Genomic DNA, 24,887 nt, shown 5'->3' on the forward strand with positions numbered 1-24,887 from the left:
ATCTTACGATGTTTTTTTATTATTTAGTACCTAATAACACTGCCATCTTAGCTGCATTAATTGATGGATCGGCAGCTCTCTTGACGTAATCAAATGATACATTCTTTTTAATTGCATCTTCTAATACACCCAATTGAACAACAGTAAATTTTGGATTAGATAATAATTTCACATATTCTTCTGTTAATTCATTGCTTTTAATTAAATCCGCTAAGTAAGAAATTTTGTAAACTTCTAATTTAGGATTTGCCAAATGTTGAAAAATTCCAAAATCTTCTATTTCAAATGCTATTTCTAAAAGAACACACATACTTGAAAATTTAAAATTTGGATTTGCTATTAACTTAAAGTAATCTATTTTAATACCCTTTTCCAGTGCATCTTTTAAAACACTGATTTGACTAACAGATAACTTACCATTAAATAATAAATCTAAACCTTCATCTTTTGCTTTTTTATCACTTAAGCTTGTTGTATTTGATACTGCCATTTTATATCTCCTATTTATCATTAATATAATTATACTATATTTGAATAATTAAAACCTATTGTAAAATATCTAAAATTATTTTTGAGTTAGGTTTTGTCTTATTTATTGTGAATAATTTATCACTAATTTCACTTTTGTAATCAATAACTTTATTTGAATATAAAGTGAATAAAACATCACCTTTTTTAACTGCATCACCGGTTTGTTTTTCTAAATAAATACCAGCTGCCAAGTCTAATGTATCTTCTTTTGTTTTACGTCCAGCTCCTAATTCCATTGCCAATAGTCCCATTTCATTTGCATCTATATATTCTATAAATCCATCCTTATCAGCTTTGATTTCAATCTTGTTTTTTGTTGTAAAGTTTTTATCATAATTTTCAATCACAGAAAAATCTCCACCTTGAGCTTCAACAAATTCTTTAAATGGTTTTACAAAGTCACCATTTTTTAGTTTAGTTAAAACATCTTTTTCAGCTGTTTTGAAATCTTTAAATATACCGCCTTGAACTAAACTAATTGCAGCAGCAGTTGCACACAATTCATTTAGATCATCTGGTCCATTACCTAATAATGTATCGTATGCTTCTTTAACCTCGATTGCATTACCAATTGCTTTCCCTAATGGTGTATTCATATTTGTTAACATTATGGCAATATCTCTTCCAGCCATTTTACCGATTTTTATCATGTAATTTGAAAGTTCTTTTGCTTCTTTCAAATCTTTCATAAACGCGCCTTTACCAACCTTACAGTCAATAACAAGTCCGTCATTATTTAATACTAATTTTTTAGACATTATTGAGGCAGTAATTAAACCAATTGAATCTACTGTTCCAGTAACATCACGCAAAGCATATATTTTTTTATCTGCTAACACTATATTAGATGTTTGTTGAATAATTGACATATTTGTTTTGTTTATCACATCTTGGAATGCTTTGTCTGATAACTCAGTTGTCATTCCTGGGAACGTTTCTAATTTATCTATTGTTCCACCTGTTTGAGCAAGTCCACGACCAGACATCTTGCATACCTTTAACCCATAACTTGCGCAAATAGGACCATAAACCAATGAAGTTTTATCTCCAACTCCACCTGTTGAATGCTTATCTACTTTATATCCTTTTACATTTTCTAACATATATTTATCACCAGTGCTTACATATGCTTGTGTTAGGTCTAAAATTTCTCTCTCATTTAATCCCTTAATACATATTGCCATCAATAATGCTGATGCTTGATAATCTGGAATAGTCCCCTTTGCATATTCTGTTGCAAAGTAATTAATTTCTTCAGTAGTTAACTCTAGTCCTTGTTTTTTCTTATTTAAAACTTGTACAAAATTCATATTATTTTCCTCATTTATAATTTAATTATACTAATAAAAAATAGGTCATAGACCTATTTATCTTTTTCACTTGTTTTCTTTTCCAACATCGATACTCTTCTAAAAATATCTGAATTCATTTGTTTATCTTTGATTTGTTCTGAGATAGTTTTTTCTAATTCTGAATTCTTAGTTCTAGCTAAAGATAATTCATCTTTAACACGCTCCAACTCTTCTTCTAATGTAGAAATCATTTTTAAGTTTTCTTTGTTATTAATCTCAATTGTTGCATAATCTTCAGCGATGGCATCTAAAAAACCGTCAACTTCTTCAACTTTGTAACCTTTGTATTCAACTTCAAATTCTTTATCAATTATATTTTTGTGTGATAATTTAATATTCATTTACTACCTCTTTGATATATTAATTTTACACTTTTTAAAACTTATGAATTAAAAAATTAATTTTGTGACGTTAATAGTATAGGAGGAATTATTTTGGTATTAAAAAATAAAGGTATGTTTTTAGAAACTATACTAAATCACAATATTGAAAGATTAAACATTGAAGGTTCTTGTCAAATATTTAAAATGCCTATAAATTCTAAAATAATTTCAAAAGAATCAGATAAATTTTTAGTTAAGTTAAATAAGAATTATTTTTGTGATTACATTGGTATATACAGAGGAAGATATATTGAATTTGAAGCAAAAGAAACAGAGCTTTCCTACTTCAGTTTGTCGAACATAAAAAAACACCAACTTGCCAAAATCAAAATGATTAGTGAACTTGGTGGTATTGGTTTTTTCATTGTTTACTTCCATTTAACAAATGATTATTTTTGTTTAACAATAAATGAATTGCAAAACTTTAATGTAAATAAAATACCCTACGATTGGTTTTCCAACAATGGAACGAAAATAGAGTTTGATGGTCTTAATGTATATTTAGAATTAATTTTAGACTTGTTTTAAGCATTTCAATCATATTTAGTGAACACTTTCTTCAATTCTGATTTTGCGTTCTTTAAAACTGTAATTAGTGATGCAAAGTCATCACATTCACTTGTCTTCATTAGGTCATTCATTTTTGGTCTTGATACACCACTTTCAACATAAGAATTCAATATACCGATTTCACGCTCTGTTAATTTAATATTTAGATATTCCTGAACAAACTTATATTGAATGTCATCTTTATATACTGTTCTTTCTGCTTCAATGTGAGAAATAATTTTTTTCATCATTGGAGAAATTAATATTACATTTGTCTTAAAATTAACTTTGATTAGATTTTTTTCAGCAAGATCTGATATCTCTTGATCAATATTTGATTCTGAAATTGACATATATTGCCCAAAATCTTTTGGAGTAAATACTCTATTGTTACCATTTGAATGTTTTAAAACAATAAGTGCAATTACTAATTGATTTTCATTCATTCCTATTGCTGAATAATAATTAATTAAAAGTGATGAGTGACTAACCAGTCCTCTTTGTAAAAGTTCAAACATATATTTATATTCCTTGTAGATTTATTATAAATAAAAAGATCTCCTTAGAGACCATTTTTTATTATTTAGAAATTGCTTCTTTTAATTGTTTTGATGGTTTGAATTTTGCAACTGTTTTACCTTCAATATTAATTTTTTCACCTGTTGATGGATTGATTCCTTCTCTTGCACTTCTTTCTAGTGTTGTAAGTTTACCAAATCCAGCAATAGCTACTTCTTCTCCACGTGATAATGAAGCTGTGATTTCATCAAATACTAAATTAATAATTTCTTCGGCTTGTGATTTTGTAGTTCCACAGTCCATTGCCAATCTTTCAGCTAATTCTTTTTTTGTCATATATATACCCCTATCTTATTTATAAAACCTTACCTTGCTAAGATGTCGTTCATCACAATGCTTGGTCGTTTATAATTATACAATATTTCGTACATAATATCAAAAAGTTTAGATTTTATGGTACTTTTTGAATAAATGTCATGCATTACTTTGCATGTTAATACACCTTCTACTGTCAAAGTTTGAGCTTCTAATGTAGCTTTAGGGTTATCACTTTCAGCTATTTTTTTACCTAATTGATAGTTTCTTGACTTAGGCGACATTGTTGTAAGAATTAAATCACCAATTGTTGCATAGTTCATAAAGTCTTTTGGATCAGCTCCAAAGTGTACTGCTAATTCAAAAATATCAGAGTTACCCTTTGAAATAATTGAGGCTGTAGCATTATCTGAATCAGTAATTGTTTTATACAATGCAGCTGCAATAGCAAGTGTATTTTTAGCAGCAGCTGAAACTTCTGCAGCTATTAAGGCAGTTGTCGGAAATGCTGAAAAATATTCATTATTAAAAATATCTGATATTTCTTCAGCAATTTTCATATTTGTATTACAAATCATTACACATGTAGGTTTTCTTTCAATAACCTCTTGAGCAATCGAAGGACCAAATAGTCCTGTGTAAGATTTTAAAATATTATGTTCTTCTAGCAATTTTGAAACAGTAATACTTAATAAATTACCTGTTGTCTCATCAAATCCTTTTGCCACATTAATAAAATCCACTTTTCTTGTTAAAATTTTAGAAATACTTTCTATTGTTGATCTTAATGCCATTGTTGGAACACCCAAAACAATGTATTCACATTCTTCTAAAGCTGCTTCAAGATTTGAAGTTGCTTTAATATTGCTATTAATTTGTAGTTCACCAAAAAATGTTGAATTTGCATTATTTATGTCTATATCATTGACTTGTTTCTCATCAATTCCATACATTATAACTTTATGACCATTATCCGCCAAAACATTTGCTAGTACCGTTCCATAAGCTCCTGTTCCCATTATTGTAAAGTTTTTTTTCATATTATTTTTTCTCCCTTAGTATTATATTTATTGGTACACCTCTGAAATCAAATTGCAATCTCAATTGATTTTCAATAAATCTTTTGTATGAGAAGTGCATATACTCTGGATCATTTACGAATAATACAAATGTAGGAATAGTTGCTTCAACTTGTGATGCATAGTAAATTCTTAATCTACCACCATTATGTTTTGGTGATGGATTAATTAATTGAGCTTTGTTCATAACTTCATTCAATACACTAGTTCTTACTCGTTTTTTAAGCGCTTCCCTAACAACTTCAATCAAGTCAAAAATTTTTTTGACTCTTTTCCCTTCAGTTGCACTCACAAAAATTATTTCTGCATATTTTAAGTATTTAAAATATGCTCTAATTTCTTCTTCTTTTTTTAATATATTCTTTTCTTTGTCATCAATCAAGTCTCACTTATTTGCAACAATAATGATTGGTTTTTTTTCTTCAAAAGCAAATCCACCAATATTTGTATCATGATCTGAAATTGGTTTAGAAATATCTAAAACCAACAATGTACAGTCTGATTTATTAATTGAATTCATTGATCTAATGTATGAGTATTTTTCAAGATTTTCATAAATCTTACCTTTCTTTCTCATACCAGCTGTGTCAATAATGGTATATTCATTTTCTTTATAATTGAATTTACTATCAACTGAATCTGTAGTAGTTCCAGCTATTGGCGAAACAATCATTCTATTTTCATTTAAAATTGAATTTACTAAGCTTGATTTACCTACATTAGGTTTACCAACAATTGCAATTGAAAAATCTGAATCATTGTAGCTTAATTCAATTTTTTCAGATAGTTCAATTACACGGTCAAGCAAGTTTCCTATACCAATACCATGTTCTGCAGAAATTAAAGATGGCATTCCAAACCCTAATTGCATGTAGTTAAACTCTTCATTATTTGTATCTTTTCTATCGTATTTATTTACACCCAATACAATTGGTTTGTTTGTTTTATGCAATAACTTTGCAATAACCTTATCTTCTGGATCTATTCCATGTTTGTGGTCTAATAAAAAAACTATTAAATCAGCTTCTTTAATGGCAATTTCAGCTTGTACTTTTATTTCTTCAGCAAATAGTTCCTTAGCCAAAGTGATACCACCGGTATCTATCAACATAAACTCACGTGTTAATCATTCTGCTCTTGAATATAATCTATCTCTTGTTACTCCTGGGGTGTCTTCAACAATTGATTTTCTTTCTCGAATTACACGATTAAAAAATGTTGACTTACCAACATTCGGTCTTCCCACAATAGCTACAACAAATTTTTTTGACATCCTAGATTCCTTTTTCTATTTCTCTTTGTTTTATTAACTCAATAATTTTATTTGTTGTATCAACTTTTGAAAGTAATGAAGTATCTATTCTAATAGCATCTTTTGCAGCAAGTAAAGGGCCAACCTTTCTTTTTGTATCTGCTTTATCTCTAGCTAATATTTGTTCTTCAATATCTTCTAAATTATTATCTGCCACATTAAATTTTGTATTTTGAGCATATCTTCTTTGCGCCCTAATTTTATAATCAGTATCAAAGAATAATTTTAAATCTGCATTAGGTAATACAACAGTTTGAATATCTCTACCAATCATTATTGTACCTTGAGTTCCTACTTCTCTTAATTTATTAGTAATAAACTCTCTAACTTCACTAACAGGTGTTAAAAAATTAATTTTTTTAGTTATGTCAATTTCAAAAATCATTTTTGAAAAATCTAATCCATTTACATGAATTAATCCATTTTTATAAGTTGGATTAAATTCAGAAATACACTCAATTATTTCTTTTTTGCTTTCAAAATTAATATTTTTCAAAATGCAAAATTTTGTAAATGCACGATACATTTGACCAGAATCTATTAGTAGATAGTCTAAAGCTTCTGCTACATCTTCCATTGTTGAACTTTTACCGCTACCAGCAGTACCATCGACTGCAATAATTAATTTACTCATACATATTTCCCCTTAAAAAGCTGCAAACAGAATCAACATTAAAAATGTAAGTGAAACCAATGTTATACCAATGATTAATGTTTTTTTGTTCATACTTTTTGTAAATCATTCTTTTCGTTTTTTATCTAAAGATAAAATTGAAACTTCTAACTTAACACTTATTTCTTTTGCACTAGCAGAAAATGTTGCTTTACCCTCTTCACGCATTTCTTCAATAATTGCGGGTGGCAAGTTTGAAGTAGCTAAAGACTTTTTATTTAATTCAGAAGCTTTTTTAATTCCCGCATTAAATTTAATAACTTCATCAGATATCGAAAGATACATTCTTTGTAACTCTTCGTCCTTGATTACTACTCTTTTTTCATTGTTGATAATTTCAAAACGTTTATCAAGTTTTTGATTTCTGCTATGTGTTGATTCAAATGTTGTTAAATCATTTAAGTATCTTCTCAAATCAAATTTAATTTCTTCAGAAATTAGTAAACTAGTTCTATCTTTATCTAAATATGGTTTAAATATCTCATTGACTTTTACAAATGCTTTTATCTTTGGCTCAAAAAATGATTTATCTATCACTCGCAATTTTTCTGAAATAATATTAGTTTTAGTTTTCTGACTTTCAATATTTTTCCAATATTCGATTTCTTTATTTATTTCATTGTGTAGTGGTTTATATTTAACCATTCTTGTTTCAATAGACATATTTAACCTCACATTATATATATTATAAATTAAACCTATATATAGTGGTAAACCTAAAAATAAAAAAACTAGATTTCTCTAGTAATTATATTTTCCATATCTATGATTTATTTTTTTGGCTCTTGTTTCTACTACTGCAAACGCAGAATAACAAATTCCAAATCTAACAAATTGTAAAATGATTAATAAAAGAATATTTCATTTAGATTTTTCAAAGAAATCTTTAAATGATTCACTACCATGATCATGACCGTGATCGCCATGATACAACATAGAAAAGTGATCATGATCGTGACTTGGGATTGATAAGTCATTTACATAAAGAATTAGTATTGTAACTCCTGTAAATAATATAATCCCACCAATAACTATAAAAGGCATTGGCATTCATCTTTTTCATAAATCCTTTTTGTGGTTTGGGTCTTTATGAAATGGTGAATTTTTAAATAATCCATAAAAAATTAGTCAGAAGTATATAACCATTATTGAATATGCAAAAGATTCTATTACTGGTGTATATATTGAATGAGCATGTAGCAGGAAATGAATTCATGGAAGTATAAATCCAATTACAGCCCCAAATAAAGGACCAGTAACCGCAAGACCTATCAAGATAACTGATATATCAAATATTCTAATTGGAACCAGTACACCATTAAATAATCCCGTAAGTGGAACTTCTAAACCATATCCATCAATCACTGTTGCAATTAATGCTAACGATAAAATAACTCCACTAATTGATATTTTATAAATCATTTCAGCTTTGGTTCTAATTGTGAATGAATTTCTAATCTTAAATTCATCTGATGAAATATCATCATGCTGTCCATCTGATGTAAAATGATGGTAATCATGATAATGATCAACAGATTCCATACCGGGTTCATGTTCTATTTTATGTTCTTCAGCATTGGCAACTATTTGCTTTTCTTCAATACCATTTTTTTTGTTTTGATTTTCCATTTTAACCTCTTTTTCTAAAATAATTATACATTAAAAAAATTTCTAAATTATAATTTTTATAATTTAGAAATTTTCAGATATATAGGTATAAAGATTGCAAGATTTACAGAATATTTAACTGTGTTTCCAATTATCCCACTTATGAAGTAGTACATTTGTCAATTTGTACCTTCTACTATTAATTGAGGTAGCAGTACTGGAACCAAAAAATAAATTGTAAATATTGCCATAATTATAATAGTAAATATTATTGCAAATAAATAAGCCAAAATAAATTTTACAAGTGACTTTTCAGTATTTAATGATTTAATTATTCCTAATACATATCAACCAATTATAAAGAAAGTAAATTGACTCAAATCAGCAATATATAACGTTAAAACTCCTGCAATTCCAAACCCATCAGGAATATAAAGTAATCTCATTCATGTAGACATTGTTAACACTACAATTGCATAAAAGACATTAGTCTTTTTTCAAGCTATTAGGTAAGTAAAAAATGTTAACTCAATTGCCATTGGGGCAGCAACAGCAGTAAATAATAAAGTAAACAATGAAAGTACAAGCGCCAAAGCAACACATACACCCAATGTCGCTATCTGCCTGTTTGAAATGAAAAATGTTTGTCTTAATATTTCTTTGTTCATTACGAAAACCTGTTTGAAGTAATAAAGACTAAGTCTTCTTTTATCAATTTTAATTTAATTTTGATAATTAAATTATAACAAAAAAGTAACACCTCCGTTACTTGACTTATTTATCTAATCCCCTCACCCCCGAATCTTCTTTATACAACCATGTGTGAATACAAAAAAACAACTACAAAGTAGTTGTTAGAATCTTTTAATATTTAATACTGAAAGTAGCATCACCAGATCATCTCTGTGTGAAAGTAGCATCTTTTATATTAGATGACTGCCCAATCATAACATTTACAAATTGAAGAATAGTTTCACCTCTTTCATTTTTGTATTGAGAAATACCTGAATATGTATTTACAAGTAAGTATGTGGGTACAATTCCACCACCACCACCTTTTTTATTTATTCTCATGTCTGTGGCAACTTTTTTTGCAGCTGATATACCTGTAACTTTTTGTTGGCTTACTGAATATTCACGATTTTTATCATAAATAGTATTTGAAGCATTATAAATTCCAAAGTCTACCTTTGAATCAGCATCTCCATTAGTTCAAGCGACACTTTTAACAGATGATGTTGTAACTCCAATATTTTTTTCAATTACAAAATAATCATCTGCATAATTTGTTGTAACAATTTTCAATTGTTTGTTCATATCAACAGATATTGAAGGTGAATTTGGAACAGTGAAGTTAACTACAACACTAATTGTTGGATCATAAATTGAGCTTTCATCTTTAGGAATAATAATTGCATCAGTCGATGTAATTTGAGTTACATTTATTTCTTCTAAAATAACATTTGGATTTTTTTCTTTTAAAGCAGTTATTATTGTAGATTGTTTATTATCTTTTAACATTCCTAAATTTCTTTTAGTTACGTGATTTGTAATAGGAATTAAATTTTGGTTTTCCTTATTTGTTAATTTTACACCCATTCTCATTGCTCCAATAAAATCTGGATTATTTGATTTTGCAATAATTGTTGCATTTTCAAATTCTGCAATTAGACCTGGTTTTGGTTTAGTTAATTCAATATTTTTAAATTCTCATATATCAGGATTTGATGAGTAAGATAAATATACATCAATTAATTCTGGTATTTCTGGATTTTCAATCATTAATGTTAGCAGAATTTCTTCTCCAATTGATTTTGAATCTGGAGCCACCATATTTAAATTAGCAGTAATATCCACTGGTTTAAAAACAGTAATATTTGTTTTAGCATAAGAATCATTTTCAGAAACTAAATTAGTATCATCATGAACTACAGATGTTGTAGAATTTTCAGTATCACTTAAAAATGGTGTTTGCAAAATTGATCCACTAATAACTGCCGTAGAACCAATTAAACTTAATAATTTTAACATTTAAATATCTCCTTTTGAAAACCCGACCACTACCCATATCTCATAATATTTTATCTCATTTTTTGAAACTAGTTTCAAGAAATAGAACTATTTTCAAGTGATTAACTTTATTAATAAGCAATTCATTTGTGCTGACTTATCTAGTTTATATACAATACAATTCAAATATCTGTCACTTAATTCTTAGGGAACTATACCTTTAGAAAAACAAAAAAAAGTAACAGAGATGTTACTTAACTTGACTGTCTAAATTCTACTGAATGCTCATTCATTTTTATACAATCAATAAAAATTTACATTATTTATTAAAAACAGGTTTATATTCATTAAATCAGTTATCTGTACCTTCTGAAAAGGAATCTCAATTAGTTACTTTTGTTACATCTCACATTGAAATATTTTGATTAAATTCCATTGCACCTTCAAACATTGACGACATATTTTGAACTTTTGATGTGTCTCATAAGGAAATGTTATTATTAAAATTAATAGATCATTTGAACATTGAAGACATGTTCTTCACATTTTCAGTATTTCATTTAGAAATATCTTGATTGAACTCCATTGCACTTTCAAACATTGACGACATGTCAATTATATTTGATGTATTTCATTGCTCTATATTTATTATTTTTTGATTTTGATTACCTTTAAATGCCAATTTCAAGCTTTGAATTTGACTTGGCAGTTCTTTGGGAACTTCAACTGTATCTATTCTAATTGGTTCCATTGTATAAATTCCATTTTCATCTTTGCTATAACCTATTTGAGTCAGTACATTTCCTTCATAAATTGATTCTTGTTTTTCTGGGAAAGTACCATCATCATATGAAAAAGTTGATTCAACATTTTCTTTTGTACTTAATGCTGCAGATTCTTTAACTGAAGTCAAAATGACTTTAAAATTCATTGAACCATTTTGAATGATTCTACTTGTAATATATTCAACTTTTATATCAACAACACTTGTATCAACATCTTCTTCAATTTTTGAAGCTAACAACGGACTAAGATCCTTCTCAGTTGGACTTGTTGAAATATCAATTTTACCTACTTGATATTTCTCTTTAACTTTAGATAATTCATTATCAACTTTTTGTTGTTCTGTTAATGAGCCATCATCATATGAAAAAGTTGATTCAACATTTTCTTTTGTACTTAATGCTGCAGATTCTTTAACTGAAGTCAAAATGACTTTAAAATTCATTGAACCATTTTGAATGATTCTACTTGTAATATATTCAACTTTTATATCAACAACACTTGTATCAACATCTTCTTCAATTTTTGAAGCTAACAACGGACTAAGATCCTTCTCAGTTGGACTTGTTGAAATATCAATTTTACCTACTTGATATTTCTCTTTAACTTTAGATAATTCATTATCAACTTTTTGTTGTTCTGTTAATGAGCCATCATCATATGAAAATTTGACAATAATATCATTTTTTACGCCCTTAGCGGTTTCTTCAACTGTTGAAGTTAAAGAAATATTAAATTGATATGAGCCATTTTGAATAATTCAAGTTGATACATTTTCAACACTTACTTTAACAATTTCTAAGTTAACATCTCCTTCAATTTTAGTTCTTAATTTTAAATTAATATCATTTTGAGAAGGTTCATTGTTTTCATCGATTTGTCCTAAATCGTATGAACTTTCAATCTTTGACAACTCTAAATTAACTTTTTCTTGTTCAATTAAAATAGGATCTTTTGTAATGGTAACATCAATTTCTATTTCAGTTTGCTCTTCAAATTCACTCTTTTTAATAAAAACTTCAAAAGTTGTTAAATTTTTTAAAAAACTTTTTTTACTAATTTCAAATTCAATGTTAGATGTATTTTCTACATTTTTAATAACATCTTCAACTTGTTTTCTAGCTTCATTTAAAGCTGCATCTTCACTATCAACAACTATATTTGTGTAGGCATGCTCATTAACCTTCTCTTTTACCAAGCTTACTTGTTCTTTGTCAGTCAATATATGAATTACTTTGATTCCTTTAATATTTGCTCTAGCCTTAGCATCTGACTTTTTCAATTCAACATTAAAATCACCATTTATAATGTTGTCACATGATACAGTTGCAATCACATTATCAATTAGTAAATCGTTTACTTGCTTTTGCACTTCATTAATAACAAATTCAATTCCCTTGTCTGTTGTGTATTCAATTTCTTTTCAATCATTTTTTGTAGAAATTTTTAATGCTAAATCATCAACTATTTTTTGATCTCCATTTGATTCATTTGGACCACATGATACCAACACGGTACTTGTAGAAACTACTAATGCAGCAGCTCCTAACATTGCTAATAACTTTTTCATATTTCTCCTTAATATGTTTAATTAATATTAAAACTACAAGTAAATAGCAAATTACATTATTTTGATTGACTTTAATAAGTACTTTCAAAATTATTTTGAATGCAAAAAATTAAACTACGAGCAATATTTAATAAAATGTTTCATATTTATATTCCTTATCATAATCCCACCCATAGACCCATTTATAGTAATATTTTACAATTAATTTGCATAAATTGTAAAAAATAATTATTTTTGAAACACCAAACTATTTTTGTTAAATTTTCTCTAATCATTTTAAACAACTCATTTGATATAATAGTTATACCTATAAGGAGATATATGGCAAACAATACAATACAAATGATTGTTGAAATTCCAAAAGGAAGTTCAAACAAATATGAATATGACGCAATGACAGGTCAAATTAGCTTAGACAGAGTTTTATACGGAGCAAACTTTTATCCAGGTGAATATGGTTTTGTGCCACAAACACTGGATTGAGATGGAGATCCATTAGATGTTATTTCTCTAATTACTTATCCTACTATCCCAGGAGTTGCTGTTAATGTAAGAATTCTTGGTTCTATCAAAATGATTGATGCTGGTGAAATTGATACTAAGTTATTTGGTGTTCCAGCAAATGATCCAAGATTCAATTCATATACTTCTTTAAAAGATGTTCCTCAACATTTAAAAGATGAAGTAGAAAATTTCTTCTTACAATACAAAGAGTTACAAAAGAAGACAGTTAAAATTAATGGTTGAGGTAATGAAAAAGAAGCTATGGAAGAATTAGAAGAATGTAAAGCGCGCTTTGAAAAATACAAAGATCGCTTAGCAAATGGAGAACAAAAAACAATTATGGCAGAATGAAAAAAAGCCGGAGTTGGTCAAGGATAAAATAAAAAATGAGTTTTAAACTCATTTTTTATTTTAAATAATTACAAATGGACCCATGAATTTTAGCTCCCCTGCTTTAGTTTTATTAATTTTAAATGTTCTCATATCTACTTTGCTAATGCTAATTGCATAATGTCTGGCAGCTATTATTTCATCCTTATAAATTTTGCATTCTTTAGTTATAAAAGAAGAAAGTGAGCTTTCATATTGAGCTTCAATCAGATTTTTATAAGTATTTACATATATAATGCACATTATATAAATCATTGTACCTATTGTACCAATTAAAGAAAATGTAATCATTAAAATGTCAAATAGTAACTGCTCTCCCACTAAAAATGCAGTATTACTTAATACCATTGTTGTTATTTTTAATACAATAGAAAATGCTAATGCAATTCAAAATGTTAGTGCTGAATAAAATGGAATAAGAATTGCTCGTGATCTTCAAACTTTTGCAAATTTATTTTTATTATAAAGTGAAGTGTTAAATCAAATTGAAGCAAATACATAATCCAATTCATATCCTGCTGATGACATATACCATTTAGGAATTACTATTGTTTCATTTTTTTCATCTAATTGATCATAGACACTTACATATTCTTCATGAGTTGCATACTCAAGTTTTAAGTCCGTTTTCAAATGCTCTAAATATTTATTACCTAGATCATTTATTTCAACATCAGAAATTGTGGTATGTTCATCAACAATTCTAAATGGTTGAGTTTTACCATAAATTGAGACGTTGATTAATCTAATAAGAATATATAATGCAATACATGCAATAAATATTCAAAATATAACATTAGCAATTATTGTCATTTTTTTACCCCTCTTTTTATTATTATAAATAAAATAATCCCTATGAGGGATTATTCAACATTATGGAAAACATCTTGTACGTCTTCTAGTTCATTAAGTCAATCAGTTAATTTATCAAAGTTAATTTTTGCTTCACCTTCTAGTGTGATTGTTTCATTAGGAATCATTGAAATTTCAGCGACCTTATATTCCTTTACTTTTTTATCTAATGCTGTTTTAATTGCATTAAAACTTTTAAAGTCGCCATAAACCATAGTTATACCTTCTTCTTCAATAACATCTTGTACATCCACATCAACTTCCATTAAATATTCAAGTGTTGCTTCAACATCCATTGATTCAAAACCAAATACCGCTAATTCTTGAAATGCATATGATACAGCTCCAGAAGTTCCAATGTTACCGTGGTTCTTTTTAAAAGCCTCTCTAATTTCAGCAATAGCCCTATTTACGTTTGTTGTAAGTGAATCAACAATTATCATTGAACCATTTGGTCCATAACCTTCATATCTGTTTGCTATATATTGTTCATGTTCACTTCCAGATGCTTTTTTAATTGCACGAGAAATAACATCAGCTGGTACTTGTTTTGATTTAGCTTTATCAATCGCACTTCTTAGTGCTAAGTTTGCAACAGGATCTGGTCCAGATTTTGCAGCCATATAAATTTCTTTTGCTGCTCTTCCATAAATGGCCGATTTCATTGCACCAGTTTTCATCATAGATTGTTTTCTAACTTCAAACGCTCTTCCCATAATTTTTACCCCTTTTTCATAGAATTCATTTTATCTAAAATTAATTTTAATTTTAATTCTAAATCATCTGAATTTGCATCAATAACTAAAAAGTTAAATTGTTTCTTATGTTTTTCATAAAATGCTTCGTATTCTTCATTTAATAATTCTCAATAAGTATTATCTGTACCAAGTTCTTGAACACGCCCTCTTTCATGAATTCTTTCAATTGCCTTATTTGTATTTACACGTAAATAAACAACCAAATCAAAGTTAGCTCTTTGTCCTAAAGATTTAAGAACAACTTCTTCAAAAAAATCATTGTAAGTATTGTAATCAGTTCCATTCATTAGGCCTAATCTTCTAGATACCTTAACAAATATTGGATCTTCAATAATTGATCTATCAAAAATAACATTTCTTAAACTTTCAGCTGATGTTAACTGTTTTGAACGTGCAGTTAACATTCACACTTGCATTTTAAAAACAAAAGCTTTCATGTCATTATAATAATCATCGAAATATGGGTTGTTGTCTACAGGTTCAGGAAATATTTCATAACCTGTTGATTTTGAAATGGCTTCAGATAAAGATGATTTACCTGCTCCAACTGTTCCGAAAAGTGCTAATCTCATTATTTAATTTCCTTGTGTGATTTAATCTTACCATAAAATTTTTTAACCTCATGGGCTTTGAATTCTCTATACATTCCTGGTTTTAAACCTTCAATTGTAATATCTTCAACCATTGTTCTTTGCAATTTTACAAGCTCCATTCCTGCCGCTGCTATCATATTTTTAACATGATGTTTGTGACCTTCATTTAATACCATTGTAATTATTGTTTCATTAAGTTCTTTACTATAGTTTGCAATTTTTGCATCAATTGCTTTAGCAAGATAATCATCTTCAATAATTACACCTGTTTTTAATTGTTTAATTTGAAAAGATTTTACTTCACCTTTAATTAAAGCTTGATATGTTTTGTGAAAATTGTATCTTGGATGAGCAACATGATTTGCAAAGTCACCATCATTTGTCATAATTAAAACACCCGATACATCGTAATCTAATCTTCCAACAGGGAAAACACGTTCGTCCATTTTTTTAAAATAATCCCCAACACATTTTCTTCCCAAAGGATCTTTCATTGTTGTAATTACTCCCCTTGGTTTAAAAAAAACAATATATTTTTTAGCAGACTTATCAATTTCTAAAACTCTATTTTCAATTGTTATTCTTACATTATCTTCAAACTTTGAACCCAATTCAGTAACAGTAACTCCATCAACTTTAACAAGTCCAGCAGTTATATATTCCTCTGCTTTTCTTCTAGAAGAAAATCCGCGATCAGCAATAATTTTTTGCAATCTCTCAATTGCCATTATGAATCTTTCCTTGCAAAAATATTTTTATCTTCATTTGAATCATCATCTTTAGGTAGTGGTGGTAATTCATCTAATGAATTAATATTGAAGTATTTCATAAAGTCATCAGTTACTGTAAATAATACAGGTCTACCTGGCCCCTCACTTCGTCCAGATTCTTGGATTAAGTTTCTAATGCGCAACTTATGAATAATTCCTTCAGTATTTACTCCACGAATATTTTCGATTTCTGGTCGTGAAATGGGACCTCTATAAGCAATTATTGATAATGTTTCAAGTGAAGCAAAAGATAATTTAGCCTCTGTTTTAATATTTTCTAATTCTAAGTAATATTGAGAATCATCTTTTTTTGTAATCATTCTAAATTTTGTTCCAGCAAATTTTTGTATATCTAGTCCCGAAGTTTTATCTTTTGTATATTTATCTTTTAAAACCTTAATTAGTTCATCAACTTCTGAATCTTTTTTAACTTTAACCAAAGCTTTGAAATCATCATAAGTGACACCATCATCCCCACTAACAAATAATAATCCCTCGGTTAAGGCAACTTTTTTATTTTTATCCATTTCGTATTAATCTCCTATCTCTTCTTTTACACTTTTTCATTGTATGTAAAGATCATCCTTATCTTGTGTAATTGTCGCTCAATCATGTCTTACCAAATCTAAAATTGCAAGGAAGGTAGCAATTAAAGATTGTATTGTAATTGCTTCAAAAATTACATCTTCCAATAAAAAAACTTTTGAATCATGCTTTGATAAAAACGCCTTAATATTTTCTGCCATTTCTTCTGGTGAAATTTCAGTTGATTGAATTGTATTTACTTCAGGAGTTCTAAGTCTATTTTTTTCAATAATTTTTAAAAATATTTTTGAAAACTTATCCATATCAACATGAGCTGGAGCCAATGGTAAATCCATATCATCTATTTTTTGTATTTGAATAATTGATTTTTCTTTTGAAATCAACTTCATACCCTCTTCTTGAAATTCTTTAAAGTGTTTTGTGACCTCTTTAATTTTATGGTATTCCATAAGTCTTTGTAATAATTCTTGTCTTTGATCTTCTTCATAATTTGAATCAACTTCCACAATCTCTTTGGGTATAAGCAATTTAGATTTAATTTCAATTAAATACGCCGCCATAATTAAATATTCACTCGCAATCTCTATATTTAAATTATTTGTTTTATTTATAAATTCAAGATATTGATTTGAAAGATCTAATAAATTAACATCCATAATTGACATGTTTTTTTCACGAATCATTTCTAATAACAAGTCTAATGGACCATTAAAATTATCCAATTTAACTTCATTTCATTTAGACATTTTTAACCTCTTTTATCTTTTAATTTTTTAATCACTTTTGACATATCTTCATTTGTCACGATTGTTTCGTTAATTGCAATAAACAATCTACAAATGTAAATATATAACAAGTCAGATATTGGATTGATATTATATCTTAAGGAAGGATCAATGAAATCATGTTCCAGCATATTTCTTAATCTTCTGATTAAGTGTCAACCACTTGATTTTGTGAGTACTTCAATTATACCACTCAGCTCGTTAAATGATATTTTTGATTTTGAAAGAAACTTAATGTTTGGCAGGAAATCTACATAAAATTTAGCCATATACTTTTCATCAGTTTGTACATTTCTTTTATATTTATCATTCATATGAATAGCAATATATGCCAATTTATCAAATACTGTAAATTGATATTTAAAAGTCTCAACTTGCAAGTGATACTCATTTGATGTTATCTTACTTTTCTTTTCATAATCTCGTAGTGACTCGTTAGATTTAACTTTTGAAGCTGTATATCTAATTATTTCTTTTACTTCTTGAAAAATATGTTGTTGCATAAAATCACTATTTACAAACATTAGTCTCGTCATGGCATTTTTAATTGCTTCAAAGTAGTTATATAAATTAGTAGTAGTAAGCTTAATATAGTTTTCATCTCTAATATACTGATTCAATTCGATGCCTTGATCTTTAATATAATCATTTAGATTTTTAATTACAACATTGTAATCAAAAATAACAGAATCAATATAAGAAATTAAATCATTATAATTTCTACTAAAGTCTGTATTTGATTTTAAAAAAGATTTTTTATCTTGATTTAATTTTCTTAGCTTATTTAAGTCCATATATGTATTTTAATATAAAAAAACTTACTTATGAGTTTTTAAACTAATAAGTAAGTTTGAGCTGTGAGATTCATTTTTTAAAACTTTAACCATACCCTTTTTATCTGACAACTCAATTATGTCATCGTTTGCAAAATCAGGAAGTCCATTTCATGGTTCAAAGCATAATCACTTTGTACCTCCATCTTTTGATCATAATAACATTGTTTCAAAATCAGAAACCATAAAATCAATTTCTCTACTGCTATCTCTATATTCAACCTTAGTAGAATTCATTTTTATAACAGCAGGATTAATGTCAGGACTCCACTTAACATCATTAAGCTTTATTTCATTTGTAGTATACGTTTTGCTATTTAAATCAACAAATCCATTCGGAAATACATTTGTAAATTTTTCAACTTTGTTATATTTAACTACTCCATCTTTATTTGTTTTAAATGCAGGATGGTGTCCAAAAGAGTAAAACAAATCTTTTGTCTCAGATCTATTAATTACTGTATTTCTTATACTTAATTCATTTGAACTTTTTAATTCAAATTCAACTCTCAATTCAAATTCAAATGGGTACATTTTGAATAATTCTTTGTCTGAAGAAAGCAAAAATGAAACTTTATTGTCTTCTAATTTTTCTATAGTCCATTTGTCAGCAGTATGTCCTTGAACAAATCCATGTTTAGGCATTTTATAAATTTTTGATTCATATATGAAACTGTCATCTTTTAATTTACCGCAAATTGGAAATAATATAGGTGAAACTTTATCTCAGCTTCCTTCTTTTTGATAGAGAAATTCAGTATTTCCTTTTTTCAAACTAATCATTTCCACTGGATCTGTTTTTAATGAAAGGACTAGATCACCATTATTAATATTAATTACATTAGTCATATATATTTAAATCCGTATCTTCAAAATCAGAGTTGCTGTGATGAATACTTACTTCATCATTTATTTCTTCAATTGCAACTTGCTCTCTTGCTCTTGAAATAAAAGTTTTTTGAACTATTTTTTTCATTCTAAACTGTGATTCTGAAATATCATTTTCATCACCAATAACATCTTTTCACCAAAATTGAAAGAAACCAAATCAAATTAACAACATACATGCCCCTATTAATAACAGAAAACTACCTAAATCATTAATACTCTCATATTCTTTAAATGACAAGCTTCCGTTAATTTCAATGTGCTCAACCAATTTAGATGTATTCAATAAAATTGAGTTTGTTGCTCCATGCACAGTAGAAGTGATTATATCTAATAATCATTTGGCCAAAATAGATCCAGTTGCAATTAAACCCGGTAATGCAATAATTGCTTTTCTCCTAAAGTGTCAACTAATCGATAAACCAAATAATGATTGAAATATTGCAAAGTACATTGCATTACCAAGCATTAACATAATCAAAAATACAATTCCACTGTGGAAAAAAATTAGGAACATAAATGTTGCAAATAATATTGTTGCCAAAGTCATCATAGAAAAATATATACCAATTTTTTTAAAAAATAATCTATATATTGGATAACTTAAAATCATTGGTAGTACAAATGTTGATGCTTTAAATAAAGACAATGTTGATTTAATATTTTCAATATTAAAACCATCCTTATCCAATAAAGCAATCATTAAGTTCATTGATATATTTGAATTGTTAACTGCAAATACAAATCCTAAAATTATTGACAATCATAATAATTTATAACCTATCTTTTTTTTATAAGGCTTTAGTTCAATAAGAACGTCCTCCCCAAACTGACCAGATTGAGAAACATCTTCATCTATTTTAAATGTCATAATCAATGAAACTATTAGCATAATAACCATTATTGGAGCTGCTGTATAAATAATTGCATCTCCAAATTCATTTGCCAACGATTGAATAAAGAAACCTATTGAGTTACCCAACAAGTAAACTGTACTAATAAAGAATGAAACTGATATTGTTGATATTTTATAATAATGTTGCTCAGCAAAGAAAACTTGTTGAATTGTGTAAAGAGCCAATAATCAACCAATCAAAATAACGTTGATTACCAATAGTATAATTGTTGTTTCTGAAAAGTACATTATCAAAACTAATATAAAGTTAAGAATCTGTAGAAAACCAGTAATAATAAACAGCTTTTTAGCTGAGTGTAATCAGTACCTAATGATTAAGTTGAATATTGGTCTAAATATTGCATTAAAGAATAATATACCAAATACATACATCATGATAATCACGGGTGTACTTATATTTATATTGTATAAGTTAGAAATTGTATCTTGTAAATTGGAAACTAAAAACCCTCCAATTATTCAAAACATTAATGTTTGTAAACAGTAATTAACTGTTTTTTTAACCATTTTTTCTTTAATGATCAGAGTTATAAAAACTCCTACACCAACAAGCAATAACAGTGGAAAAATAACCAATAAAGCAAAATTGTCCATATAAATCCCTTTTAAATAATATAGATATTATATCTTAATCATTATTTTCATGCCACATTCTTTGCCAACATAGATATGAATCAAAAATAAAAAATCAGCCAAAGCTGATTTTTTATTTAATTATTTAATTGCTGCTTCTGCTGCTTTGTATGATTCACGTAATTTAGAGAATGACTCATTAAATTGTTTTTGTTCTTCGTCTGATAATTTTCATTCAATAATTGATTCTCATCCATTTGCTCCAACAATTGCTGGAACTCCTGTGTAAAGACCTTTATTTCCATATTCACCGTTAACTAAAGCTCCAATCATTAATGATGATCTTTCATTTTTTAAAACCGCTTGTAAAATACGAGCTAAACAAACTCCAATTCCGTAGAATGTAGCACGTTTTTTTTCTATAATTTTGTATGCCATGTGTACAGCATCTTCTCTAATTTGGTCAAGTTCTTGTTGCTTAATTTTACCTTCAGCAATATATTCAGCTAATGGTTTACCCATAACTGTTGCTTGTGATCAACATGCAACTGATGAATCACCATGTTCTCCCATTAAGTATGCATTTACTGAAGTTGGGTGCACATTTAATTTTTCTGCCAATAATCTTCTTAATCTAGCTGAGTCAAGTGTTGTACCTGAACCAATAATTGATTTTGCATCAAATTTTGTTACATCCTCGTAAACTTTTGTTAATACATCAACTGGATTAGAAGCAATAATTGTTACCCCTTTAAATCCAGATTTTTTAATTTCAAGTCCAATCGTTTTCATAATTTTTGCATTATCAGCAACCATATCCAATCTTGTTTCACCTGGTTTTTGTGGTCTCCCTGCTGTAATAACTACAACATCAGCATCTTTACAATCACTGTAATTCCCTGATTTGATACTTGAAAATGAGTTTGGTAATACTGCAAGTGTATCTGCTAAGTCTAATTGGTTACCATCGGCTGCATCTTTGAATACGTCAATTAATACATATTCTGAAGCTATTCCTTGGTTAATTGATGCATACATAAATGATGTACCAACGGCACCACAACCAACTAAAACTACTTTTTGTCCTTTTCTGTTCATAATAAATTCTCCTACATGTAATAGATTATATATAAAAAAACAATGACAAATTACCATTATTCATTTAATAAATTAGATATACATTTTTCGCAAAGCTTTCCTTTCAAAAAATAAAAAATAGCAATAAGCTATTTTTTTATTTTTAGATTGACATAACTTCTTTTTCTTTTTCAGCAGATATTTTATCAATTGATTCAATAAATTCTTTAGTTAATTTATCAACAATTTCCATTACATCTCTTTCTCAGTCTTCGTTTTGCCCTGCAGCTTTAATTTCTGAATTAGCATCTCTTCTCAAGTTTCTAATTTTTACTCTGTAATTTTCAGTATCTTTTTTAATCTCTTTGACAATTTGTTGACGTGTTTCAGTTGTAAGAGCTGGAACTTTAACTCTAACTAATCCACCTTCATTAGAAACAGTAACACCCAAATTTGATTTATTGATTGCAGCAGCAACTGGAGCTACTAATGATCTATCATATGGAGTTACAACTAATTGTTGTGCCTCAGGTGAAGTTATTGATGCTAAATGTTTAATTGGTGTTGGTGTACCATAGTAATCAACAACAACAGAATTTAAGATAATACCACTTGCTCTACCTGTTCTAAATTTTGTTAAATGGTCTTCGAACATTTCAATTACGTCAGCCATTTCTATTTTTTTAATTTCAATTATTTCTTGCATATTCATATGTTTATTTCCTTATTCAATTATTGTCATTTCTGTTTTATTGTTTATTACGTTAACAATATTATTTTTAGCATTTATATCAAATACAACTATTGTCATTTTTGCATCTCTACATGTAGATGCCGCTGTTGAATCCATAACTTGTAAGTTTTTGTCAACTAATTCAGTATGAGTTAGATGACTGAAGAATTTAGCGTTTGGGTTTGTTTTAGGATCTGCATCATAAACACCTTTAACTCCATTTTTTCCCATAAGTATTGCATCAGCTCCAATCTCTATAGCACGAATTGCTGCTGCTGTATCTGTTGTAAAGTGTGAGTAACCTGTTCCACCAGCAAACAACACTATATATCCATTTTTAAGTTCTTCACGAGCTTGTATATAGTTATAAGGAGATGTTAGGGTTTTTATTTCTAATGCAGAATAAACTTTTACCTTATCGTATCCTCTTTTTCTCAAAACACCTGCAAAAGCAATTGTGTTCATTATTGTTCCAAACATACCCATAAAATCAGCATCAATTTTATTTAGCTCAAGTGTGCCAGCTAATTTACCTCTTCATATATTACCAGCACCTATAACAACACCTATTTCTATACCTTGTTTAGCAAGTTGTATAACTTGATCAGCATAGTTATAAATTGATTCTTTTTCATACATTTCATGCTCACCTTTTAATGATTCACCTGAAAGTTTTAACAGAACTCTTTTCAATTTTTTCATAAAAAAACCCACCTAATATTTAATAATATTATAATGGTTTTTTATCTAGTTTATAATATTCTCTGAATTTAATATTAATCGGAGAGATTTTCTTAGAGTTAATAATTCCGTTCTTATCAATGATGTTCTCATTGGCACTAACTTTATTAATCATAAAATTTATTGTTACAAAATTATTATTCTCATAATTTATAATTTTTAGAACCGAAAGTTCAAGAACCAACTCTGAATCTTTAAACACAATTAAGTTTTTAAACTTATCTGATTCAACATATTTAAATCTTGAATTATCAATTATTTTTTTCTTCTCTTTTGGTGTATGAGTTTTCTTGCTTAGCTCTTTAATTAAAGGAACCATAGCATGCGATGGAACATTTAAAATAGCTCTATCTGACATTGTTAAGTTTTTGTATGTCAACGACTCTAATGTAGTTGCCACAGAAACAATGTTTTTATACACGAAGAAAGATGAATAAACTGAAACGTTTTGTTCATAGTTATCTGGATTGTGAGTTGAAATTAAACAAACAGGAAATCCTCAATAAATACTTTGAGAGTTGATTTGTTTGAATTGATCTACAATTATTTGATCATTTAAATTATTTGTTGAATTAGGCATTTAATCAACCTTTCTGTGGTAATTTAAGTATTACCTAACTACTATATTTTATAATAAATACTAGATTTTATCAACTCTTTGAGCTGTTTTTTTTCATGTTTCGAAGCTTATTTCTTTTACTTCTTTTCCCATAGATTCTACGTTTTCAAGTATAATTTTTTCAAATTTTGAACCAATTATAAACGATGTTGACTTCAATTGTTTTCTTTGATTTTTAAACGCAATAAACAATCTTTTTCTATCATTATCTAAAATAATTGCTTCTATTTGGTCAATTCTAATTTTGTCACTAAATATATAAATTTCATCATTTGTTATAACAAGAGATATTTTATTAAACAAAATCAACATGATTGCAAAAGATATAAAAGTAAGTGCAAAGCCTATTATTAAAAGTATTGTTGAAGACTTTTGGTCTTTAACTGCTAGTGAACTTATTACCAATAAAAACATGACTCCCATAAGTGTTATTAGAAATCCAATTATGGGATAATTGACTTCTTTTACTTTTGAATTTAATTTAACTATTTTTACAACATAAAATATTGTTGACAAAAGAACTATTACACCTATAACAATTAGTACTCAAGAAAATGCTACCATTGCTTCGCTTTGAAAATTCATATATACCTCTTTACTATTATAGATTTTATCATTAATTTAA

Annotated in this window: 29 protein-coding genes; 2 read left to right on the forward strand and 27 right to left on the reverse strand. The window is 27.7% G+C overall.

Features of this window, described 5'->3' with window-relative positions:
- Window positions 1-19: 19 nt before the first annotated feature.
- The 3 genes from STIUS_RS02415 to STIUS_RS02425 are packed head-to-tail and all read right to left on the reverse strand — an operon-like array spanning window position 20 to window position 2,224.
- A complete protein-coding gene (locus STIUS_RS02415) occupies window positions 20-490 on the reverse strand; it encodes a hypothetical protein (RefSeq protein ID WP_162649787.1) in 471 nt (156 codons plus the stop codon).
- Between the two features lie 55 nt (window positions 491-545).
- Window positions 546-1,841 (reverse strand): thymidine phosphorylase, encoded by a 1,296-nt coding sequence (locus STIUS_RS02420; protein ID WP_162649788.1) that lies wholly within the window; start codon window positions 1,839-1,841, stop codon window positions 546-548.
- A gap of 53 nt (window positions 1,842-1,894) precedes the next feature.
- Window positions 1,895-2,224: a DivIVA domain-containing protein gene (locus STIUS_RS02425; RefSeq protein WP_162649789.1), complete on the reverse strand. Its 330-nt coding sequence runs from the start codon at window positions 2,222-2,224 to the stop codon at window positions 1,895-1,897.
- Between the two features lie 93 nt (window positions 2,225-2,317).
- Between STIUS_RS02425 and STIUS_RS02430 the strand changes: the two genes are divergently transcribed.
- A complete protein-coding gene (locus tag STIUS_RS02430; protein WP_162649790.1) occupies window positions 2,318-2,794 on the forward strand; it encodes a Holliday junction resolvase RecU in 477 nt (158 codons plus the stop codon).
- On the opposite strand, the gene STIUS_RS02435 is transcribed toward STIUS_RS02430, so the two are convergent.
- From STIUS_RS02435 to STIUS_RS02480, 10 genes are all read right to left on the reverse strand, one after another.
- Entirely contained in the window at window positions 2,791-3,333 is a 543-nt protein-coding gene (locus STIUS_RS02435) for a DnaD family protein (RefSeq protein WP_162649791.1), read from the reverse strand. The two genes, STIUS_RS02430 and STIUS_RS02435, sit on opposite strands and share 4 nt — an antisense overlap.
- Window positions 3,334-3,394: 61 nt before the next feature.
- Window positions 3,395-3,670: an HU family DNA-binding protein gene (locus STIUS_RS02440; protein WP_162649792.1), complete on the reverse strand. Its 276-nt coding sequence runs from the start codon at window positions 3,668-3,670 to the stop codon at window positions 3,395-3,397.
- A 29-nt stretch (window positions 3,671-3,699) separates the two neighbouring features.
- Entirely contained in the window at window positions 3,700-4,689 is a 990-nt protein-coding gene (locus STIUS_RS02445) for an NAD(P)H-dependent glycerol-3-phosphate dehydrogenase (RefSeq protein WP_162649793.1), read from the reverse strand.
- Between the two features lies 1 nt (window position 4,690).
- Window positions 4,691-6,001 (reverse strand): ribosome biogenesis GTPase Der, encoded by a 1,311-nt coding sequence (gene der / locus STIUS_RS02450; RefSeq protein WP_162649794.1) that lies wholly within the window; start codon window positions 5,999-6,001, stop codon window positions 4,691-4,693.
- A 1-nt stretch (window position 6,002) separates the two neighbouring features.
- The gene (gene cmk / locus STIUS_RS02455) at window positions 6,003-6,674 is read right to left on the reverse strand and encodes a (d)CMP kinase (protein WP_162649795.1); all 672 of its coding nucleotides are present in this window, start codon (window positions 6,672-6,674) and stop codon (window positions 6,003-6,005) included.
- A gap of 12 nt (window positions 6,675-6,686) precedes the next feature.
- On the reverse strand, window positions 6,687-7,376 hold the full coding sequence (locus STIUS_RS02460) for a hypothetical protein (protein WP_162649796.1): 690 nt from the start codon (window positions 7,374-7,376) through the stop codon (window positions 6,687-6,689).
- A 78-nt stretch (window positions 7,377-7,454) separates the two neighbouring features.
- Complete coding sequence (locus tag STIUS_RS02465; RefSeq protein WP_162649797.1) at window positions 7,455-8,342, reverse strand: hypothetical protein; 888 nt, start codon at window positions 8,340-8,342, stop codon at window positions 7,455-7,457.
- A gap of 56 nt (window positions 8,343-8,398) precedes the next feature.
- Window positions 8,399-8,989, reverse strand: coding sequence for a hypothetical protein (locus STIUS_RS02470; RefSeq protein ID WP_162649798.1), 591 nt, complete (start codon window positions 8,987-8,989; stop codon window positions 8,399-8,401).
- A gap of 196 nt (window positions 8,990-9,185) precedes the next feature.
- On the reverse strand, window positions 9,186-10,352 hold the full coding sequence (locus STIUS_RS02475; protein WP_162649799.1) for a hypothetical protein: 1,167 nt from the start codon (window positions 10,350-10,352) through the stop codon (window positions 9,186-9,188).
- Window positions 10,353-10,650: 298 nt separating this feature from the next.
- Window positions 10,651-12,684 carry a BspA family leucine-rich repeat surface protein gene (locus tag STIUS_RS02480; RefSeq protein WP_162649800.1) on the reverse strand — a complete coding sequence of 678 codons (2,034 nt, stop codon included), beginning with the start codon at window positions 12,682-12,684 and terminating at the stop codon, window positions 10,651-10,653.
- A gap of 321 nt (window positions 12,685-13,005) precedes the next feature.
- Here STIUS_RS02480 and STIUS_RS02485 point away from each other — a divergent pair, with 321 nt between their 5' ends.
- Window positions 13,006-13,566 carry an inorganic diphosphatase gene (locus STIUS_RS02485; protein WP_162649801.1) on the forward strand — a complete coding sequence of 187 codons (561 nt, stop codon included), beginning with the start codon at window positions 13,006-13,008 and terminating at the stop codon, window positions 13,564-13,566.
- A gap of 33 nt (window positions 13,567-13,599) precedes the next feature.
- Here the strand turns inward: STIUS_RS02485 and STIUS_RS02490 are convergent, their stop codons facing one another.
- From STIUS_RS02490 to STIUS_RS02555, 14 genes are all read right to left on the reverse strand, one after another.
- On the reverse strand, window positions 13,600-14,391 hold the full coding sequence (locus STIUS_RS02490; protein WP_162649802.1) for a hypothetical protein: 792 nt from the start codon (window positions 14,389-14,391) through the stop codon (window positions 13,600-13,602).
- 50 nt (window positions 14,392-14,441) lie between these two features.
- Entirely contained in the window at window positions 14,442-15,146 is a 705-nt protein-coding gene (locus STIUS_RS02495) for a YebC/PmpR family DNA-binding transcriptional regulator (protein WP_162649803.1), read from the reverse strand.
- A gap of 5 nt (window positions 15,147-15,151) precedes the next feature.
- Entirely contained in the window at window positions 15,152-15,760 is a 609-nt protein-coding gene (locus tag STIUS_RS02500; protein WP_162649804.1) for a deoxynucleoside kinase, read from the reverse strand.
- The gene (locus tag STIUS_RS02505) at window positions 15,760-16,509 is read right to left on the reverse strand and encodes a pseudouridine synthase (protein ID WP_162649805.1); all 750 of its coding nucleotides are present in this window, start codon (window positions 16,507-16,509) and stop codon (window positions 15,760-15,762) included. The genes STIUS_RS02500 and STIUS_RS02505 overlap by 1 nt, the downstream gene beginning before the upstream one ends.
- Window positions 16,509-17,078, reverse strand: coding sequence for an SMC-Scp complex subunit ScpB (gene scpB / locus STIUS_RS02510; protein ID WP_162649806.1), 570 nt, complete (start codon window positions 17,076-17,078; stop codon window positions 16,509-16,511). The genes STIUS_RS02505 and scpB overlap by 1 nt, the downstream gene beginning before the upstream one ends.
- A 6-nt stretch (window positions 17,079-17,084) precedes the next feature.
- A complete protein-coding gene (locus STIUS_RS02515) occupies window positions 17,085-17,843 on the reverse strand; it encodes a ScpA family protein (RefSeq protein ID WP_162649807.1) in 759 nt (252 codons plus the stop codon).
- A 2-nt stretch (window positions 17,844-17,845) separates the two neighbouring features.
- Window positions 17,846-18,676 (reverse strand): hypothetical protein, encoded by an 831-nt coding sequence (locus tag STIUS_RS02520; RefSeq protein WP_162649808.1) that lies wholly within the window; start codon window positions 18,674-18,676, stop codon window positions 17,846-17,848.
- A 24-nt stretch (window positions 18,677-18,700) separates the two neighbouring features.
- Window positions 18,701-19,564, reverse strand: a complete 864-nt coding sequence (locus tag STIUS_RS02525; RefSeq protein WP_162649809.1) for a hypothetical protein — start codon at window positions 19,562-19,564, stop codon at window positions 18,701-18,703.
- Window positions 19,557-21,113, reverse strand: coding sequence for an MFS transporter (locus STIUS_RS02530; protein ID WP_162649810.1), 1,557 nt, complete (start codon window positions 21,111-21,113; stop codon window positions 19,557-19,559). Before STIUS_RS02530 ends, STIUS_RS02525 begins: the two co-directional genes overlap by 8 nt.
- A 120-nt stretch (window positions 21,114-21,233) precedes the next feature.
- A complete protein-coding gene (locus tag STIUS_RS02535; RefSeq protein ID WP_162649811.1) occupies window positions 21,234-22,190 on the reverse strand; it encodes an L-lactate dehydrogenase in 957 nt (318 codons plus the stop codon).
- Between the two features lie 142 nt (window positions 22,191-22,332).
- Window positions 22,333-22,881: a ribosome recycling factor gene (frr, locus tag STIUS_RS02540; protein ID WP_162649812.1), complete on the reverse strand. Its 549-nt coding sequence runs from the start codon at window positions 22,879-22,881 to the stop codon at window positions 22,333-22,335.
- A gap of 12 nt (window positions 22,882-22,893) precedes the next feature.
- Window positions 22,894-23,604 carry a UMP kinase gene (pyrH, locus tag STIUS_RS02545; RefSeq protein ID WP_162649813.1) on the reverse strand — a complete coding sequence of 237 codons (711 nt, stop codon included), beginning with the start codon at window positions 23,602-23,604 and terminating at the stop codon, window positions 22,894-22,896.
- 28 nt (window positions 23,605-23,632) lie between these two features.
- Entirely contained in the window at window positions 23,633-24,223 is a 591-nt protein-coding gene (locus tag STIUS_RS02550; RefSeq protein ID WP_162649814.1) for a hypothetical protein, read from the reverse strand.
- A 60-nt stretch (window positions 24,224-24,283) separates the two neighbouring features.
- Window positions 24,284-24,847: a hypothetical protein gene (locus tag STIUS_RS02555; protein WP_162649815.1), complete on the reverse strand. Its 564-nt coding sequence runs from the start codon at window positions 24,845-24,847 to the stop codon at window positions 24,284-24,286.
- Window positions 24,848-24,887: the final 40 nt, after the last annotated feature.

Source organism: Spiroplasma sp. TIUS-1, assembly GCF_010365785.1.
In the GTDB taxonomy this organism is placed as follows: Bacteria; Bacillota_I; Bacilli_A; order Mycoplasmatales; family Mycoplasmataceae; genus TIUS-1.